18 protein-coding genes are annotated in these 17,421 nt (G+C 34.4%); 17 read left to right on the forward strand and 1 reads right to left on the reverse strand.

Annotated features, from left to right (window positions below; genetic code table 11):
- Positions 1–111: 111 nt before the first annotated feature.
- The 17 genes from aspS to P2W75_RS04175 all read left to right on the forward strand — a co-directional run bounded on the left by aspS (position 112) and on the right by P2W75_RS04175 (position 16,947).
- Complete coding sequence (gene aspS, locus P2W75_RS04095; protein ID WP_276379010.1) at positions 112–1,863, forward strand: aspartate--tRNA ligase; 1,752 nt, start codon at positions 112–114, stop codon at positions 1,861–1,863.
- A gap of 306 nt (positions 1,864–2,169) precedes the next feature.
- On the forward strand, positions 2,170–2,364 hold the full coding sequence (locus P2W75_RS04100; RefSeq protein ID WP_007137066.1) for a cold-shock protein: 195 nt from the start codon (positions 2,170–2,172) through the stop codon (positions 2,362–2,364).
- Between the two features lie 240 nt (positions 2,365–2,604).
- Positions 2,605–2,970, forward strand: a complete 366-nt coding sequence (locus P2W75_RS04105) for an NADH-quinone oxidoreductase subunit A (RefSeq protein WP_207298242.1) — start codon at positions 2,605–2,607, stop codon at positions 2,968–2,970.
- Positions 2,971–3,124: 154 nt separating this feature from the next.
- A complete protein-coding gene (locus P2W75_RS04110; RefSeq protein ID WP_207298243.1) occupies positions 3,125–3,673 on the forward strand; it encodes an NADH-quinone oxidoreductase subunit B in 549 nt (182 codons plus the stop codon).
- A 1-nt stretch (position 3,674) separates the two neighbouring features.
- Positions 3,675–4,196 carry an NADH-quinone oxidoreductase subunit C gene (locus P2W75_RS04115; RefSeq protein ID WP_207298244.1) on the forward strand — a complete coding sequence of 174 codons (522 nt, stop codon included), beginning with the start codon at positions 3,675–3,677 and terminating at the stop codon, positions 4,194–4,196.
- 18 nt (positions 4,197–4,214) lie between these two features.
- Complete coding sequence (locus P2W75_RS04120; RefSeq protein ID WP_207298245.1) at positions 4,215–5,453, forward strand: NADH-quinone oxidoreductase subunit D; 1,239 nt, start codon at positions 4,215–4,217, stop codon at positions 5,451–5,453.
- A gap of 198 nt (positions 5,454–5,651) precedes the next feature.
- Positions 5,652–6,182, forward strand: coding sequence for an NAD(P)H-dependent oxidoreductase subunit E (locus P2W75_RS04125; RefSeq protein ID WP_057115709.1), 531 nt, complete (start codon positions 5,652–5,654; stop codon positions 6,180–6,182).
- Position 6,183: 1 nt separating this feature from the next.
- The gene (gene nuoF / locus P2W75_RS04130; protein WP_207298246.1) at positions 6,184–7,551 is read left to right on the forward strand and encodes an NADH-quinone oxidoreductase subunit NuoF; all 1,368 of its coding nucleotides are present in this window, start codon (positions 6,184–6,186) and stop codon (positions 7,549–7,551) included.
- A gap of 87 nt (positions 7,552–7,638) precedes the next feature.
- Complete coding sequence (locus P2W75_RS04135; protein ID WP_207298247.1) at positions 7,639–8,667, forward strand: 2Fe-2S iron-sulfur cluster-binding protein; 1,029 nt, start codon at positions 7,639–7,641, stop codon at positions 8,665–8,667.
- A 6-nt stretch (positions 8,668–8,673) separates the two neighbouring features.
- Positions 8,674–9,726, forward strand: coding sequence for an NADH-quinone oxidoreductase subunit NuoH (gene nuoH, locus P2W75_RS04140; RefSeq protein ID WP_207298248.1), 1,053 nt, complete (start codon positions 8,674–8,676; stop codon positions 9,724–9,726).
- An 82-nt stretch (positions 9,727–9,808) separates the two neighbouring features.
- Complete coding sequence (locus P2W75_RS04145; protein WP_207298249.1) at positions 9,809–10,354, forward strand: NADH-quinone oxidoreductase subunit I; 546 nt, start codon at positions 9,809–9,811, stop codon at positions 10,352–10,354.
- Positions 10,355–10,894 carry an NADH-quinone oxidoreductase subunit J gene (locus P2W75_RS04150; RefSeq protein WP_207298250.1) on the forward strand — a complete coding sequence of 180 codons (540 nt, stop codon included), beginning with the start codon at positions 10,355–10,357 and terminating at the stop codon, positions 10,892–10,894.
- Positions 10,894–11,214: an NADH-quinone oxidoreductase subunit NuoK gene (nuoK, locus tag P2W75_RS04155; protein ID WP_012023318.1), complete on the forward strand. Its 321-nt coding sequence runs from the start codon at positions 10,894–10,896 to the stop codon at positions 11,212–11,214. Before P2W75_RS04150 ends, nuoK begins: the two co-directional genes overlap by 1 nt.
- Before the next feature lie 6 nt (positions 11,215–11,220).
- Complete coding sequence (nuoL, locus tag P2W75_RS04160) at positions 11,221–13,104, forward strand: NADH-quinone oxidoreductase subunit L (protein WP_276379021.1); 1,884 nt, start codon at positions 11,221–11,223, stop codon at positions 13,102–13,104.
- Positions 13,105–13,114: 10 nt separating this feature from the next.
- Positions 13,115–14,554, forward strand: a complete 1,440-nt coding sequence (locus P2W75_RS04165; RefSeq protein ID WP_276379022.1) for a NuoM family protein — start codon at positions 13,115–13,117, stop codon at positions 14,552–14,554.
- 66 nt (positions 14,555–14,620) lie between these two features.
- Entirely contained in the window at positions 14,621–16,012 is a 1,392-nt protein-coding gene (locus P2W75_RS04170; protein WP_276379023.1) for an NADH-quinone oxidoreductase subunit N, read from the forward strand.
- 164 nt (positions 16,013–16,176) lie between these two features.
- Positions 16,177–16,947 (forward strand): Bax inhibitor-1/YccA family protein, encoded by a 771-nt coding sequence (locus P2W75_RS04175; protein ID WP_276379024.1) that lies wholly within the window; start codon positions 16,177–16,179, stop codon positions 16,945–16,947.
- An 88-nt stretch (positions 16,948–17,035) separates the two neighbouring features.
- Here the strand turns inward: P2W75_RS04175 and P2W75_RS04180 are convergent, their stop codons facing one another.
- The gene (locus tag P2W75_RS04180) at positions 17,036–17,389 is read right to left on the reverse strand and encodes an Imm8 family immunity protein (RefSeq protein WP_276379025.1); all 354 of its coding nucleotides are present in this window, start codon (positions 17,387–17,389) and stop codon (positions 17,036–17,038) included.
- Between the last annotated feature and the right edge of the window lie 32 nt (positions 17,390–17,421).

The following is a 17,421-nucleotide window of genomic DNA, read 5'->3' on the forward strand; positions in this document are numbered from 1 at the left end:
GCTTTGAAATTTCAGAATTAACAAAATATTTAAAATTATAAGCATCAAGTTTACCACTTTACTATATTATCTTGAATTTTGTATTTACTTTTGCAGTCTAAAATTTTGATTATGTATAGAAGTCATAATTGCGGCGAATTAAATGCCTCAAATATTAATACCGAAGTTACTCTTGCAGGCTGGGTACAAAAATCACGTGATAAAGGATTTATGAATTGGGTAGATCTTCGAGATCGTTACGGAATTACGCAGCTTATTTTTGATGAAAGCCGTACTGAAAAAAACGTTTTTGAATTGGCTAAAACTCTTGGACGTGAATTTGTAATTCAGGTAAAAGGAACTGTTATTGAGCGTGAAGCTAAAAACAAAAATATTCCAACGGGAGAAATCGAAATTTTAGTTTCTGAATTAACGATTTTAAATACTGCTTTAACTCCTCCATTTACAATTGAAGATGAAACGGACGGCGGGGAAGATATCAGAATGAAATACCGTTACTTGGATATTCGTAGAAATCCGGTAAAAAACAGTTTATTATTCCGTCATAAAGTGGCAATGGAAGTTCGTAAATATTTATCTGATTTTGATTTCTGCGAAGTTGAAACGCCTTACTTAATCAAATCGACTCCAGAAGGAGCAAGAGATTTCGTGGTGCCAAGCCGTATGAATGAAGGTCAGTTTTATGCACTGCCACAATCTCCACAAACTTTCAAACAATTATTGATGGTTGGGGGAATGGATAAATACTTCCAAATCGTGAAATGTTTCCGTGACGAAGATTTACGCGCAGACCGTCAGCCAGAATTTACTCAAATTGACTGCGAAATGGCGTTTGTAGAGCAAGAAGACATTTTAAATGTTTTTGAAGGCTTAACAAGACATTTATTAAAAGAAATTAAAGGTATTGAAGTAGACAAATTTCCAAGGATTACCTACGACTACGCCATGAAAACATATGGAAACGACAAACCGGACATTCGTTTCGGAATGAAGTTTGGCGAATTAAACGAATTTGCACAGCACAAAGAATTCCCTGTCTTCAATGCAGCTGAATTAGTTGTTGGAATCGCGGTTCCTGGAGCAGGAAATTATACTCGTAAAGAAATCGACGGATTAATTGACTGGGTGAAACGTCCGCAAGTGGGTGCATCTGGAATGGTTTACGTAAAATGCAATGAAGACGGAACTTACAAATCATCTGTAGATAAATTCTATGATAATGAAGATTTGTCAAACTGGGCAAAAGCAACAGAAGCAAATCCTGGAGATATGATTTTTGTACTTTCTGGTCCTGCAAACAAAACACGTGCTCAGCTTTCTGCATTACGTATGGAGTTAGCAACTCGTTTAGGATTACGTAACCCAGAAGAATTTGCACCTCTCTGGGTTGTAGATTTCCCATTATTAGAACTAGACGAAGAAAGCGGTCGTTATCACGCTATGCACCATCCGTTTACGTCTCCAAAACCAGAAGACATGGCTTTACTGGAAACAGAACCAGGAAAAGTTCGTGCAAACGCATACGATATGGTTTTAAACGGAAACGAAATTGGTGGAGGATCAATCCGTATTCACGATAAAGCGACGCAGCAATTAATGTTCAAATATTTAGGATTTACTGAGGAAGAGGCTAAAGCACAATTCGGGTTCTTAATGGATGCTTTCCAATTTGGAGCACCGCCTCACGGAGGATTAGCTTTTGGTTTGGATAGACTTGTGGCTATTTTAGGCGGACAAGAAACGATTAGAGATTTTATCGCATTCCCTAAAAACAATTCAGGACGTGATGTCATGATCGATGCTCCTGCGGCAATTGATGATGCACAGTTGAAAGAACTTCACATTAAAATTGATACGATATAATTGTAAAAATTTAATTACAAGCTTAAAAAGACGCTGAAATTTCAGCGTCTTTTTGTTTTTATCAAAATATTAAGAAAAATCCCAAGACATTCATTTTTCGAATTATCAAATTCTTACAATTCACTCATTTTTATATTCTTACAATTAATGATTCTCAAATAATGGTATTTTATAAATAAATTGATGCAATAAACTACGCAAAAACACTGTAAATCAATAATTTTTACAAAAAATTAACAGCTTGATGTCTTTTGTATGAATTTATATGTTACATTTGCTTTATTATAAATTATTATTACAATTACAATGCGTACAGGTACAGTAAAATTTTTCAATGAGTCTAAAGGTTATGGATTCATTACAGACGAAGAAACAGGAAAGGACATCTTCGTTCACGCTTCAGGAATTAACGCGGAAGAATTACGCGAAGGTGACCGTGTAAGCTACGAAGAAGAAGAAGGAAGAAAAGGGAAAGTTGCTGCTAAAGTGGCAGTAATCTAAGAAAAATATAGCAATTTATTTTTTTTGCCTCTGAATGGTTAAAACGTTCCGATTAATTTCGGAACGTTTTTTTTTGCCCATTTCTTAAAAAAATATTAAAAAAAGATGATGTTATTTATAATGAATAAAAATTACATGTAAACGAGCTTTTATAGTCTACTTATCTCCCCGTTTAGCTTGTGTGTTACAACGTTGAAAGCTATCTTTGTGGCTTATTCTTAAAGTAAAAAAACTAAGTTTATGCAATCCGATCAATACAGTTACATTCCTATCTTAATGCAGTTCGTTCTGGCTGTTGGTTTTGTGGTAGGAACAATCATTATTTCAGGAAAATTAGGCCCAAAAAGGAACTCGGAAGTTAAAGATAAAAACTTTGAGTGCGGTATCGAATCTGTTGGTAATGCCCGTATTCCATTTTCAGTAAAATACTTCTTGGTTGCCATTTTGTTTGTATTGTTTGACGTAGAGGTAATTTTCCTTTACCCATGGGCAATAAACTTTAAAGATCTTGGTGTTGAAGGAATGTTGAAAATGATTGTTTTCATGGCTTTACTTTTAGTGGGATTCTTCTACATCATCAAAAAGAAAGCATTAGAGTGGGAATAAAGAATTTTAGATTTCAGATTCTAGATTTTAGATTGTTTTTGATTTAGAAATTTGAAAAATAAAATTCCTCAAAATATAATATTGATTTTTAAAATATTGATTTCAGTCTAAGATTGATAAAATCTAAAATCAGCAATCTAAAATCTAAAATAAAATGAGCGATTCAAAAGTAAATATGGTGTCTCCTCCTGAAGGTCTTGCCGGTGAAGGTTTCTTCGCTACAAAACTAAATGATGTCGTAGGTTTGGCACGTGCGAATTCTCTTTGGCCTTTACCATTTGCAACTTCTTGCTGCGGAATTGAGTTTATGGCAACAATGGCTGCACATTACGATTTAGCCCGATTTGGTTCAGAACGTGTAAGTTTCTCTCCTCGTCAAGCCGATATGCTGCTTGTAATGGGAACTATCTCTAAAAAAATGGCGCCAATTTTAAGACAAGTTTACGAACAAATGTCTGAACCTCGCTGGGTAATCGCCGTAGGAGCCTGTGCTTCTTCAGGTGGTGTTTTCGACACATATTCAGTACTTCAGGGAATTGACAAAGTAATTCCAGTAGACGTTTACGTTCCAGGATGCCCTCCTAGACCAGAACAAATTGTCGATGGAGTAATGAGATTACAAGAATTGGTAAAAAGCGAATCTGTTAGACGCAGAAGCTCTCCAGAATACCAAGAATTATTAGCATCATATAATATCTCATAAGATGGCTTTAGAAAATACCCAAATTCAAAACAAACTTACAGAAACATTTAATAATGATGTTTTCAACTTTCACGAAGAAAGAGATATTTATACTTTAGAAGCTTCTGCAGATAAAATTACAGCATTGATTCTATTCTTAAAAAATGATCCTGAACTACAATTTCACTTTTTAACGGATTTATGCGGGATTCACTATCCTGATAATGAATTAGAACGTCAGTTTGCAGTTGTATACCACTTACACAACTGGTTCGAAAACAAACGTATTAGAATCAAAGTTTACCTAAACGGAGAAAAACCTGAGATCAAAACTATTTCAAATATATTCTTGAGTTCAAACTGGATGGAAAGAGAAACATACGATTTCTACGGAATTGACTTTATTGGTCACCCGCAATTGAAACGTATTTTAAATATGGATGAAATGGTGTCTTTCCCAATGAGAAAAGAATTTCCATTAGAAGACAGCGGAAGAACTGACAAAGACGACAGATTCTTCGGAAGAACAGTATCAAATTGCTAAATAATTCAACATTATAAAATGTCAGAACTATTACTACCACCAGAGCATCGTTATGCTAAAATAATTAAGGAGCGACACAATGAAGACGGAAGCGAGCTTTCGGTTCTTAACTTAGGTCCAACTCACCCTGCGACTCACGGTATTTTCCAAAATATCTTATTGATGGATGGTGAAAGAATTTTAGAAGCTGAACCTACTATTGGTTACATTCACAGAGCTTTTGAAAAAATCGCCGAAAATCGTCCTTTTTATCAAATTACACCTCTTACAGACCGTATGAACTATTGTTCATCTCCTATTAATAATATGGGATGGTGGATGACATTAGAAAAACTGTTAGGTATTGAAGTTCCTAAAAGAGCACAATATTTAAGAGTTATCGTTATGGAGCTGGCTCGTATTACAGACCACATTATCTGTAACTCAATCTTAGGGGTAGATACTGGTGCGTATACAGGTTTCTTATACGTTTTTCAATTTAGAGAAAAAATCTACGAAATCTACGAAGAAATTTGCGGAGCTCGTTTAACTACAAATATGGGAAGAATTGGTGGTTTTGAAAGAGACTGGTCTCCAGAAGCTTTCAGAAAACTAGATAAATTCCTTGAAGAATTCCCTCCAGCTTGGAAAGAATTCGAAAACTTATTCGAAAGAAACAGAATTTTCCTTGACAGAACCGTAAACGTAGGTGGAATCACTGCCGAAAAAGCAATGGCTTACGGATTTACAGGTCCAAACTTACGTGCTGCTGGAGTTGATTATGACGTTCGTGTGGCACATCCTTATTCATCTTACGAAGATTTCGATTTTATTGTTCCTGTTGGAAAATCAGGTGATACGTATGATCGTTTCTGTGTTCGTAATGCTGAAGTTTGGGAAAGTTTAAGCATTATTCGTCAGGCTTTAGAAAAAATGCCTGCAGGAAACGAATACCACGCAGAAGTTCCGGATTATTACCTTCCTCCAAAAGAAGACGTATATAATTCAATGGAATCCTTAATCTATCACTTTAAAATTGTTATGGGTGAAGTTCCTGTTCCAGTTGCAGAGATTTACCATGCTGTAGAAGGAGGAAATGGAGAATTAGGTTTTTATTTATCAACTGACGGAAGTAGAACTCCATATAGATTACATTTTAGAAGACCTTGTTTTATTTATTATCAAGCATTCCCTGAAATGATTAAAGGTGCATTACTTTCAGATGCCATTATCATTTTATCGAGTTTAAATGTAATTGCAGGAGAATTAGATGCCTAACAAATTGCAGGTTTTTAGATTGTAGATTTTAGATTCTGATGGAGATGCAGAATTTAGAATGTAGATCTAAAAATTATAATTAGGAATTGAAAAATTCAGATTGAAGAATCTAAAACTTAAATAATGATGGAAGAATCATAGATTATAGAACAAGATTAAAAAAATCTAAAATCTAAAATCTAAAATCTAAAATTAAAAATGGAACGTAAACATTACAAACAAGAAATAAACATGACTGAGGCATTGATGAACCGCATCAATGAATTGATCAGCCATTATCCGGAAGGCAAACAAAAATCGGCTTTACTGCCTGTTTTGCACGAAGTACAGGATGCGCATAACAACTGGCTTAGCATTGAACTGCAAGATAAAGTTGCCGAAATTCTTCAGATCAAACCAATTGAGGTTTATGAAGTGGTAACTTTTTATACGATGTTCAACCAGAAGCCAATTGGTAAGTACATGTTTGAATTCTGCCAGACGTCTTGTTGTTGTTTAAGAGGTGCCGAAGATTTAATGGATTACACTTCTGAAAAATTAGGCATTAAAATGGGCGAAACAACTCCAGATGGAATGTTTACCATTGCTGGTGTAGAATGTTTAGGTGCTTGCGGATACGCTCCGATGATGCAGTTGGGGGATTTCTACAAAGAGAAATTGACAGAAGAAAAAATCGATCAGATTATTGCTGATTGTAGAGATGATAAAATAATATTACACGATAAATAAGATGTCACAAAAAATATTATTAGATAAAATCAATATTCCTGGAATTAAAACCTACGAAGTATATCGCCAAAACGGTGGTTATGCATCTGTAGAAAAAGCTTTAAAAACATTAACTCCAGACGAAGTTACTGAAGAAGTAAAAAAATCAGGTCTTCGCGGACGTGGTGGTGCGGGTTTCCCTGCTGGAATGAAATGGAGCTTTATTGATAAAAAATCAGGAAGACCAAGACATTTAGTGTGTAATGCCGATGAGTCTGAGCCGGGAACATTCAAAGACCGTTATTTGATGGAATTTATTCCTCACCTATTGATCGAAGGAATGATTACATCAAGCTACGCATTAGGCGCTAACCTATCGTATATCTACATTCGTGGAGAATATATGTGGGTTTTCAAAATTTTAGAAAGAGCAATCAACGAAGCAAGAGCTGCTGGTTGGTTAGGAAAAAACATATTAGGTTCGGGTTACGATCTTGAACTACACGTTCACTGTGGTGCTGGAGCTTATATCTGTGGAGAAGAAACTGCTCTTATTGAGTCGTTAGAAGGAAAAAGAGGAAATCCTCGTATTAAACCACCTTTCCCAGCGGTTTCTGGTCTTTGGGCAAATCCAACAGTAGTAAACAATGTTGAAACAATTGCGACTGTGCCTTGGATTGTAAACAATTCTGGTGATGATTACGCAAAAATTGGTATTGGACGTTCTACAGGTACTAAATTAATTTCTGCTTCAGGACATATTAAGAACCCTGGTGTTTACGAAATTGAATTGGGATTAAGTGTAGACGAATTCATGAATTCTGATGAATATTTAGGAGGAATGTCTTCAGATCGTCCATTAAAAGCATTTGTGCCAGGAGGTTCTTCTGTGCCCATTTTACCAGCTGATTTAATTTTCAAAACAGCAAACGGTGAAGACCGATTAATGACTTACGAATCTTTAAGTGATGGTGGTTTTGCTACTGGATCGATGTTAGGTTCTGGTGGATTTATCGTTTACAACGACACTGCTTGTATCGTAAGAAACACTTGGAACTTTGCTCGTTTCTACCACCACGAATCTTGCGGACAATGTACGCCTTGCCGTGAAGGAACTGGATGGTTAGAAAAAGTATTACACCGAATCGAAAACGGTCATGGCCGTGAAGAAGATATCGAATTATTGTGGAGCATTCAAAGTAAAATTGAAGGAAACACAATTTGTCCTCTTGGAGACGCTGCATCTTGGCCAGTAGCTGCTGCAATTCGTCACTTTAGAGATGAATTTGAATATCATGTTCGTTTCCCAGAAAAAATCAAAAATAGAGATCACTTTGTTGCCGAGCCTTTCTCACAAGTTAAGCATTTAGTAGGCAAACAAACAGTTTAAAATATAGTTTCAAGTTTCATGTTTTTTTGGTTTCAAGTTCAATAACCTGAAACTTTAAACCTGAAACTAAAAAAACAAAACAAAGAGATGAAAGTAACGATAGACGGTCAAAGTATAGACGTAGAGCCAGGAACAACAATCCTGCAGGCTGCACGTATGATTGGTGGAGATTTAGTGCCGCCAGCCATGTGCTATTACTCAAAATTAAAAGGCAGCGGTGGAAAATGTCGTTGTTGTTTAGTTGAAGTTTCGAAAGGAAGTGAAGCTGACCCAAGACCAATGCCAAAATTAATGGCATCTTGTGTAACAGGATGTATGGACGGAATGGAAGTAAACAGTAAATCTTCTGCCAGAGTTATGGATGCCCGTAAATCTGTAACAGAATTTTTATTGATCAACCACCCATTAGACTGCCCTATTTGTGATCAAGCTGGTGAATGTGATCTTCAAAATTTAAGTTTTGAGCACGGAAACCCAAAATCACGTTATATTGAAGAAAAAAGAACATTTGAACCAGAAGATATTGGTCCAAATATTCAACTACATATGAACCGTTGTATTTTATGTCAAAGATGTGTACAAGTTGCAGATCAATTAACAGACAACAGAGTTCACGGAGTATTAGATCGTGGTGACCACGCTAATATTTCTACCGGAATTTCTAAAGCAATCGACAATGAGTTTTCTGGAAACATGATTGACGTTTGTCCGGTTGGAGCTTTAACAGACAAAACTTTCCGTTTTAAATCAAGAGTTTGGTTTAACAAACCTTACAATGCACATAGAGAATGTACAACTCCAGGATGCTGCGGTAAAACTACCGTTTGGATGTTTGGTGGAGAAATTCAGCGTGTAACGGGTCGTAAAGACGAGTACCATGAAGTTGAAGAGTTTATCTGCAACAGCTGTCGTTTTGACCATAAAGATGTTAATGACTGGGTGATTGAAGGTCCAAGAGAATTTGAAAAAGATTCTGTAATCAACCAAAATAATTATACTCAAAAATTAGAGAAAGTTCAAATCGATACTGAAAAGAACATTCTTTTAGGCCGTGATGTTGACCGTAAAAAAATTAGTATGGCAGCAATTCCATTAACTAATAAAGATAAAAAATAGTAAGAAATGGAAAGTGCATTTATTATAGAAAAAAGTGTTGTTATTGTTGTCGTTTTTGCGGTAACAATGATTATGGCAATGTATTCTACATGGGCAGAACGTAAAGTTGCTGCTTTCCTTCAGGATCGTGTTGGTCCAAACCGTGCCGGATGGGGAGGTTTATTACAACCACTTGCTGATGGTATGAAATTATTCTCAAAAGAGGAATTTTTCCCAAATACACCAAACCGATTTTTATTCATCGTAGGTCCGGCAATAGCCATGAGTACCGCTTTAATGACAAGTGCTGTAATTCCGTGGGGAGACAAACTTCACCTTTTTGGAAAAGACATTATTCTTCAGGCAACTGATGTTAATATCGCTTTACTATACATTTTTGGAGTACTTTCTGTTGGAGTTTACGGTATCATGATTGGTGGATGGGCGTCTAATAATAAATTCTCATTAATGGGAGCTGTTCGTGCGGCTTCTCAAATGGTTTCTTACGAAATCGCAATGGGATTATCGATGATTGCTTTATTGATGATGACTGGAACAATGAGCTTAAAAGAAATTTCATTACAACAGCCAGGAATGCACTGGAATGTTTTTTATCAGCCATTATCCTTCTTAATCTTTTTAATTTGTTCATTTGCAGAAACTAACAGAACTCCTTTCGACTTAGCAGAATGTGAAAACGAATTAATTGGAGGTTATCATACCGAATATTCATCTATGAAAATGGGATTCTATTTATTTGCTGAATATGCAAGTATGTTTATCTCTGCTACTATTATTTCTGTATTATTCTTTGGAGGTTATAACTATCCAGGAATGCAGTGGATGGTAGATAATGTTGGCGTAAATTCAGCAAACTTATTAGGAATTGCAGTATTGTTTGTAAAAATATGTTTCTTCATATTCTTTTACATGTGGGTACGTTGGACGATTCCAAGATTTAGATATGACCAGTTAATGAACTTAGGCTGGAGAATTTTAATTCCGCTTTCGATTATTAACATCATGATTACAGGTGCTGTTATATTAAGACACGATATCGCAGCAGCGTTAGGATTCTAAGAACCGTAATCAGTATCAAATAAAAACAAAATAGATTTGAATTTGATTCATCAAATTTTGAATCATAAATTATACTAATAAAATGTCAATAGAAACTATATCATTATCGGGTAGAAAAAAAGTGGTGTCAAATAAAGACATGACTTTTATTGAGCGATTGTATCTTGTGGCGATTGTAAAAGGTTTGTTTATTACATTAAAACACCTTTTTAGAAAAAAAATTACCATTCACTATCCAGAGCAGGTTCGTGAAATGAGTCCTGTATACCGTGGACAACATATGTTGAAACGCGATGAGCAAGGTCGTGAAAACTGTACTGCATGTGGATTATGTGCTTTATCATGTCCTGCAGAAGCAATCACTATGAAAGCTGCTGAACGCAAACCAGATGAAAAACACTTATACAGAGAAGAAAAATATGCTGAAATCTATGAGATCAACATGCTTCGTTGTATTTTCTGCGGATTGTGTGAAGAAGCTTGCCCGAAAGATGCCATCTATTTGACAAAATCTAAAGTATTAGTTCCTGCTAATTATGACAGAGAAGATTTCATTTTTGGAAAAGATAAATTAGTGATGCCTTTAGAAATGGCAATTAAAAATACTCAACTTAATAACGCTAACTAAATGATACACATTCCAGATCTTGCAAACGCAACTCCTGTTGGAGTGATATTCTGTATCTTAGCGTTTATTACAGTAATCACTGCTTTCTTGACTATTTTCAGCAGAAATCCTATTCACTCAGCTATTTACTTAGTGATTTGTTTCTTCTCAATTGCCGGTCATTATTTATTATTGAATTCTCAATTTTTAGCTGTTGTACATATTATAGTCTACTCTGGAGCAATCATGATTTTGTTCCTGTTTACGATTATGTTGATGAACCTTAACGAACAAAAAGATGTTCACCGACCTAGAATTACGCGTTTGGGTGCAATTGTCTCTTTCTGTTTAATTGTTATTGTTTTAATTGCAATCTTCATCAACTCTAAACCAATTGTTGGAGAATACGACTCAACAGGAGAAGATTTCCAGTCTATTGAAGTACTAGGTAAAATATTATTAAACGAATATATGGTACCATTTGAATTTGCTTCAATCCTACTTTTAGTGGCAATGATTGGAACTGTATTATTGTCTAAAAAAGAAAAATTAAATAAGTAATGGGTAATATATTAAATCAAATAGGTATTGAAAATTACATCTTTTTAAGTGTTGTACTTTTTTGTATTGGTGTTTTTGGTGTGTTATACAGACGAAATTCTATCATCGTTTTTATGTCAATCGAAATCATGCTTAATGCAGTAAACCTTTTATTTGTGGCTTTTTCAACTTATCATCAGGATGCACAAGGACAAGTATTTGTGTTCTTTTCGATGGCCGTTGCAGCTGCCGAAGTTGCAGTTGGGTTAGCAATTCTGGTTTCTATTTTCAGAAACATTGGTTCAATTAGTATCGATAACTTAAAAAATTTAAAAGGATAAAAAGAAATGGATATTAATTTAGCTTTACTTTTAGTATTAACTCCTTTTTTAGGATTTTTAATCAATGTTTTCTTTGGAAAAAGCTTAGGCAAAACAGTTTCAGGAGCAATCGGAACTGTTGCTGTAGTAATTCCTTTTATTGTTACTCTTGTACTTTTTAATCAAATTACTTCAACTGGAAAAGCAATTGAAGTTACTTTGTTTGATTGGATTCAGATAAGCAACTTAAAAATTAATCTTGGATTTTTATTAGATCAATTGTCTGTTCTTTGGTTGCTTTTCGTAACCGGAATCGGATCTTTGATTCACCTATACTCTATCAGTTACATGCACGATGATGAGAATATGCACAAATTTTTTGCCTATTTAAATCTTTTCGTATTCTTTATGATTACACTTGTAACAGGAAGCAACTTATTAGTACTATTTATTGGATGGGAAGGTGTTGGACTTTGCTCTTACCTATTGATTGGATTCTGGCATAAAAACCAAGATTACAATGATGCAGCAAAGAAAGCTTTTATCATGAACAGAATTGGGGATTTAGGTCTTTTAATTGGTATGTTCATCATTGGTTCAATGTTCTCTACTTTAGATTACGCAACTTTAAAAACGGCAATTACTGGAGCTTCAAACTTAAATTTACCTTTACTTTCTTTAGCTGCTTTATGTTTGTTTATTGGAGCTTGTGGTAAATCGGCTCAAATTCCGTTATACACTTGGCTACCTGATGCGATGGCTGGACCAACTCCAGTTTCTGCATTGATACACGCAGCAACAATGGTTACTGCAGGTATCTTTATGGTAACTAGATTAAATTTTGTTTTTGATTTAGCAGTTGACGTTCAAACCGTAATTGCGGTTATTGGAGCTATTACTTCATTAGTTGCTGCAACAATTGGATTAGTTCAAAACGACATCAAAAAAGTATTGGCTTACTCTACCGTTTCACAATTAGGGTTAATGTTTTTAGCATTAGGATTTGGAGCTTATGAAGTAGCTGTTTTCCACGTAATCACACACGCTTTCTTCAAAGCTTGTTTATTCTTAGGTTCAGGTTCTGTTATTCACGGTTTACATGGTGAGCAAGACATGCGTAATATGGGAGGTTTGCGTAAAGCGATGCCAATTACGTTCTGGACTATGATGATTTCTTCATTAGCCATTTCTGGAGTTCCATTTTTCTCTGGATTCTTCTCTAAAGACGAAATCTTATTGACAGCTTTCCACCACAGTATTCCATTATACGTTGTTGGATCTGTTGCTTCGATTATGACAGCTTTCTATATGTTTAGATTAATGTTCTTGACTTTCTTCAAAGAGTTTAGAGGAACAGAAGAGCAGAAACATCATTTACACGAAAGTGGTTCCTTAATTACTATTCCACTTATCATCTTAGCAATTTTAGCCACTTTTGGAGGATTAATCAGCTTGCCAGGAAACAGCTGGTTGAATGAGTACTTAGCACCTCTTTTCACAAAAGCAGCCGGAGAAGAACATCATTTAGGCGCAACTGAATATACTTTAATGGGAGTTGCCGTATTAGGCGGATTATTGGGTATTTTAATTGCATATGTGAAATACTTCAAACAAGATAATGTTCCTGAAAGTGATGAAAATATTACTGGTATTGCAAAAGTGTTATACAACAAATATTATGTTGATGAATTTTACGATGCAGTATTTGTGCGTTCTGTAAACGGATTGTCAAGATTCTTTAGAGATTATATCGAGACTGGTTTATCAGCACTTGTTTTCGGATTAGGAAAAGTAACGAATGAATTAGCATTTCAAGGAAAAAAATTACAAAGCGGAAGTATCGGATTATATCTTTTTGTTTTTGTTTTGGGTCTTTGTGCCATCATTTCCTATATATTTTTAGCTCAATAATTTTATAACTATGAACGTTTCTCTTATATTAATTATTCTTTTAGTTGGTGCATTTATCACCTATTTTGCTGGTGACAAACTCGCTTCAAAAGTAGCTTTGTTCTTTAGTTTGGCAGCTCTTGGCTGTTCGGTTGTATTGTTAAACCATTTGAATGCTGGAGAAAATATCAGCTTTATGAATGCATGGATCAATCAGCCTAAAATTTCATTTGCTTTAAATGCCGATGGTTTAGCAATTGCGATGCTTTTACTAACAACTGCTTTAACTCCAATTATTATATTCTCTTCTTTCGGAAATGACTATAAAAATGCTAAAGCTTTTTATGCACTAATCTTATTTATGGCGTTTGCAATGATAGGAACTTTCCTTGCTGCAGATGGTCTTTTATACTATATTTTCTGGGAATTAGCTCTTATTCCTATATATTTTATTGCTCTTATCTGGGGTAACGGAGATGCTGATGAACGTAGAAAAGCAGTAGTTAAATTCTTTATTTACACACTTGCAGGTTCGTTGTTCATGTTAACAGCTTTCATTTATTTATATCAAAAAGCAGGAAGCTTCTTAATTGAGGATTTGTATAAAGTAAACTTATCAGCATTCGAACAGCTTTGGGTTTTCTTAGCTTTCTTCCTTGCTTATGCAATCAAAATTCCAATTATTCCTTTTCACACATGGCAGGCAAATGTGTACCAAAAAGCACCAACTGTTGGAACCATGCTTTTATCAGGTATCATGCTTAAAATGGGATTATACAGCGTTATCCGTTGGCAGTTACCGCTTGCACCACTTGCAGCAAAAGAATACATGAACATTTTTATTGTATTAGGAATTGCAGGAGTTATCTACGGATCGATTGTCGCTTTAAGACAAAAAGATTTAAAGAAATTATTAGCATATTCATCTTTAGCTCACGTTGGATTAATTGCAGCCGGATCTTACACTTTAACTCTTGATGGTTTAAGAGGATCTGTTCTACAAATGATTGCTCACGGTTTTGTTGTGGTAGGTTTATTCTTTGCTGCAGAAATTATCTTTAGAAGATATGAAACGAGACAAATTGATGAATTGGGCGGAATCCGTACGCAATCTCCAAAATTTACTTCAATGTTTTTGATTTTGGTTTTGGCATCTGTTGCGTTGCCAAGTACTTTTAACTTTGTTGGAGAGTTTACCGTATTATACAGTCTTTCTCAAGTGAATATCTGGTTTGCTGTTTTGGGCGGAACTACGATTATCTTAGGAGCTTATTATATGCTTAAAATGTTTCAAAATGTAATGCTTGGAGAAACAAATTCAAAAACTTTTGCAGATGTTTCGGTTAACGAAGGAATTTCAATGGCTGTAATTATTGGAGTTTTATTGTTCTTCGGATTCTATCCAAAACCAATTACAGATTTGATTACACCAAGTTTAGAAACTATTTTAAACGTTATCAACAAAAATTAATATTTTAAATAAAAATAAAAATTAGGGCGTCATTAGTTTTAGATTTCCTAAATCAAAAAAACAAAAATGAATACATTAATAGCTATAACAGGATTGGGTATTTTCTGCCTATTGTTTGAAATTCTAAATTTTAGAAAAGGCATTGTTCCGTTTACCATTTTAGGTTTATTGGGCGTTTTAGCACTTAACTATTACGAATTTGGATCGACAGCAAGTTATTACAATAATATGATTGCAGTAAGCAAATTTTCGACTGCGTTTTCATCATTATTTATAATTCTAACTATTTTCCTGGTAGCGTTAAGCCATAATTTTTACGAAAACCATCAGACCAAAATCTCTGATTACGTAGCGATAAAAGTATTTTTATTAGCAGGTGGGGTTGCTATGGTTTCTTTTGGAAACTTAGCGATGTTTTTCCTTGGAATTGAAATCTTATCTATTGCATTGTATGTTTTAGCAGCAAGTGATCGTTTGAATATTAAGAGTAACGAAGCGGGAATGAAATATTTCTTAATGGGATCTTTCGCATCTGGAATTATCTTATTCGGAATTTGTTTGATTTACGGAGCAATGGGAACTTTTGATATTACAGAAATCCACGATAGCGCTTTATCTGCCGAATTACCAATCTGGTTTCCAATTGGAATGATTTTAATGGTTATTGGAATGTTCTTTAAAATTGCTGCAGTTCCGTTTCACTTTTGGGCACCAGACGTTTACGAAGGTTCTCCTGCTTTAACAACTGCTTTAATGAGCACTTTAGCAAAAGTAATTGCCATTGCTACATTATACAAATTAGCATCTGGATTAAATTTAATCCCTTCATTAGAAAATCAAGATCTTTCGTATACATTTATCAATGTTGTAATTACTATTTCTATTGCTTCAATGACTGTTGGAAATATTATGGCATTGCGTCAAATAAATGTAAAACGTATGCTGGCTTTTTCAGGAATCTCACACGCAGGTTTTATGTTAATGACTTTCTTAAGTATAAGTATTTCTGCTGGTGTACTTTTATATTACACTGCGGCTTATGCCTTAGCGGGTATTGCTGCTTTTAGTGTTATCCTTTATGTATGTAAAAATCAAGATAATGAAGATGTTACCAATTTCCATGGTTTAGGAAAAACAAATCCTTTATTAGCTGCAATCCTGACCGGTTCATTATTATCTATGGCGGGTATTCCTATTTTCTCTGGATTCTTCGCAAAATTATTTTTATTCGATCAAGCAATTCAAGCTGGATATGTAATTTTAGTAATCGTAGCAGTAATCAACTCCATTATAAGTGTTGGATATTACTTCAAACTTATTTTAGCCATGTATTCTAAAGAACCAAACGAAGAGCGCACTGGAAAACCATTCCTTATTTATGCTGTTGCAGTTATTTCAATAGGATTGAATATCGCTTTAGGTTTATTCCCTTCTTTAGTATTAGATCTTTTGAAATAAATAAAATTTCATCTCATATAATTAAAGTCCGTCAAGAATTTCTCTGACGGACTTTTTATTTACAATTGATTTTTTAAAAGAAAATATCGTGTTAAAAAAACGGACAAAACAATCTAACTTCAAAAAAACTCCATATATTTGGGCTAAATCAAAGCATCAAAAACATGAACTTTAATTCAAAAAATCCATTTTTAAACAGCAAGCGTTTTTCAAATGCTGCTTCAAAAGCCGAAGAAGTACATCAAGCTCAGATTATTGATTACAATCAGGAAATGACTATTTCTGGTACCATTAATAAAACGGCTATTTTATTTTTAATACTATGCGGATCTGCAATGGTTACATGGTGGATGGCATTTAATGGTATGAACATTATGCTGCCAGCTATTGGTGGTGCAATTGTTGGATTTGTTTTAGTTTTAATTTCAGCTTTTAAACCACAAGCTTCTCCGTATTTAGCACCGGGATATGCTTTGTTTGAAGGTTTATTTATAGGAGGAATATCTGCGATATTTGAAGCTAAATTTCCAGGAATCGTAATCAATGCCGTAGGCGCAACATTAGTAACATTCTTGGTTTGTTTAGGTTTATACAAATTTAAAGTTGTAAAAGTTAACGAACAATTTAAATCAATCGTAATTGCTGCAACACTTGCCATTGCTACTTATTATTTAATTTCTTGGATTGCATCGCTTATTTTCAATTTCACTCCAGTACATTATGGAAACTCATTGATGAGTATTGGAATTAGTGTTTTTGTCATTATCGTAGCTGCTTTAAATCTATTTTTAGACTTTGACTTAATTGAAAAAGGAGCTCAAGAAAGAATGCCAAAATTCATGGAATGGTACGGAGCCATGGGATTAATGATTACTCTTGTATGGTTATATATTGAGTTTTTAAGATTACTTGCTAAAATTTCAAGTAAAGACTAAATTTAGGTCTAAAACATATTACAGAGCCTTCTTGAAAATCAAGAAGGCTTTTTTATTTTAAGTGTATATACAGAATATAGATCATAATTTATCGATAGCCATCATATTCCCAATTAAAATGATATCGTAATTTTTCAACACAATCACTCCAACTATCTGCCTCGCAAGAAAGGACAATCTTATTCAAATAAGTCCATAGTTCATTAAAATCATATTTCTCTACAATAATTAAAGGACGTGCTGCCAGTATTCCATCTTCTGCCTTCAAAAGCTTTAACCCTTCAGGAGTCGCAATTCTTATAGAAAAAAGATCCGCTCCTTTTTTATTTTTCTCTCCTATATCCATAAGTATAGACTCTATAAAAACCAAATCGTCCTCAGGTTTCCATGAAAACAAATTTTTTCCATCTCCTGAATAAATCGCATAAATTACCAATTTCACTTGAGCACTTTTAATTAAAATCTTTTAAAATA

It is taken from the genome of Flavobacterium sp. H4147 (assembly GCF_029360735.1).
GTDB lineage: Bacteria > Bacteroidota > Bacteroidia > Flavobacteriales > Flavobacteriaceae > Flavobacterium > Flavobacterium endoglycinae.

Bases quoted from the DNA above. Each gene is read 5' to 3' on its own strand.
- aspS (WP_276379010.1), top strand. From the start codon at position 112: ATGTATAGAAGTCATAATTGCGGCGAATTAAATGCCTCAAATATTAAT.
- P2W75_RS04100 (WP_007137066.1), top strand. From the start codon at position 2,170: ATGCGTACAGGTACAGTAAAATTTTTCAATGAGTCTAAAGGTTATGGA.
- P2W75_RS04105 (WP_207298242.1), top strand. From the start codon at position 2,605: ATGCAATCCGATCAATACAGTTACATTCCTATCTTAATGCAGTTCGTT.
- P2W75_RS04110 (WP_207298243.1), top strand. From the start codon at position 3,125: ATGAGCGATTCAAAAGTAAATATGGTGTCTCCTCCTGAAGGTCTTGCC.
- P2W75_RS04115 (WP_207298244.1), top strand. From the start codon at position 3,675: ATGGCTTTAGAAAATACCCAAATTCAAAACAAACTTACAGAAACATTT.
- P2W75_RS04120 (WP_207298245.1), top strand. From the start codon at position 4,215: ATGTCAGAACTATTACTACCACCAGAGCATCGTTATGCTAAAATAATT.
- P2W75_RS04125 (WP_057115709.1), top strand. From the start codon at position 5,652: ATGGAACGTAAACATTACAAACAAGAAATAAACATGACTGAGGCATTG.
- nuoF (WP_207298246.1), top strand. From the start codon at position 6,184: ATGTCACAAAAAATATTATTAGATAAAATCAATATTCCTGGAATTAAA.
- P2W75_RS04135 (WP_207298247.1), top strand. From the start codon at position 7,639: ATGAAAGTAACGATAGACGGTCAAAGTATAGACGTAGAGCCAGGAACA.
- nuoH (WP_207298248.1), top strand. From the start codon at position 8,674: ATGGAAAGTGCATTTATTATAGAAAAAAGTGTTGTTATTGTTGTCGTT.
- P2W75_RS04145 (WP_207298249.1), top strand. From the start codon at position 9,809: ATGTCAATAGAAACTATATCATTATCGGGTAGAAAAAAAGTGGTGTCA.
- P2W75_RS04150 (WP_207298250.1), top strand. From the start codon at position 10,355: ATGATACACATTCCAGATCTTGCAAACGCAACTCCTGTTGGAGTGATA.
- nuoK (WP_012023318.1), top strand. From the start codon at position 10,894: ATGGGTAATATATTAAATCAAATAGGTATTGAAAATTACATCTTTTTA.
- nuoL (WP_276379021.1), top strand. From the start codon at position 11,221: ATGGATATTAATTTAGCTTTACTTTTAGTATTAACTCCTTTTTTAGGA.
- P2W75_RS04165 (WP_276379022.1), top strand. From the start codon at position 13,115: ATGAACGTTTCTCTTATATTAATTATTCTTTTAGTTGGTGCATTTATC.
- P2W75_RS04170 (WP_276379023.1), top strand. From the start codon at position 14,621: ATGAATACATTAATAGCTATAACAGGATTGGGTATTTTCTGCCTATTG.
- P2W75_RS04175 (WP_276379024.1), top strand. From the start codon at position 16,177: ATGAACTTTAATTCAAAAAATCCATTTTTAAACAGCAAGCGTTTTTCA.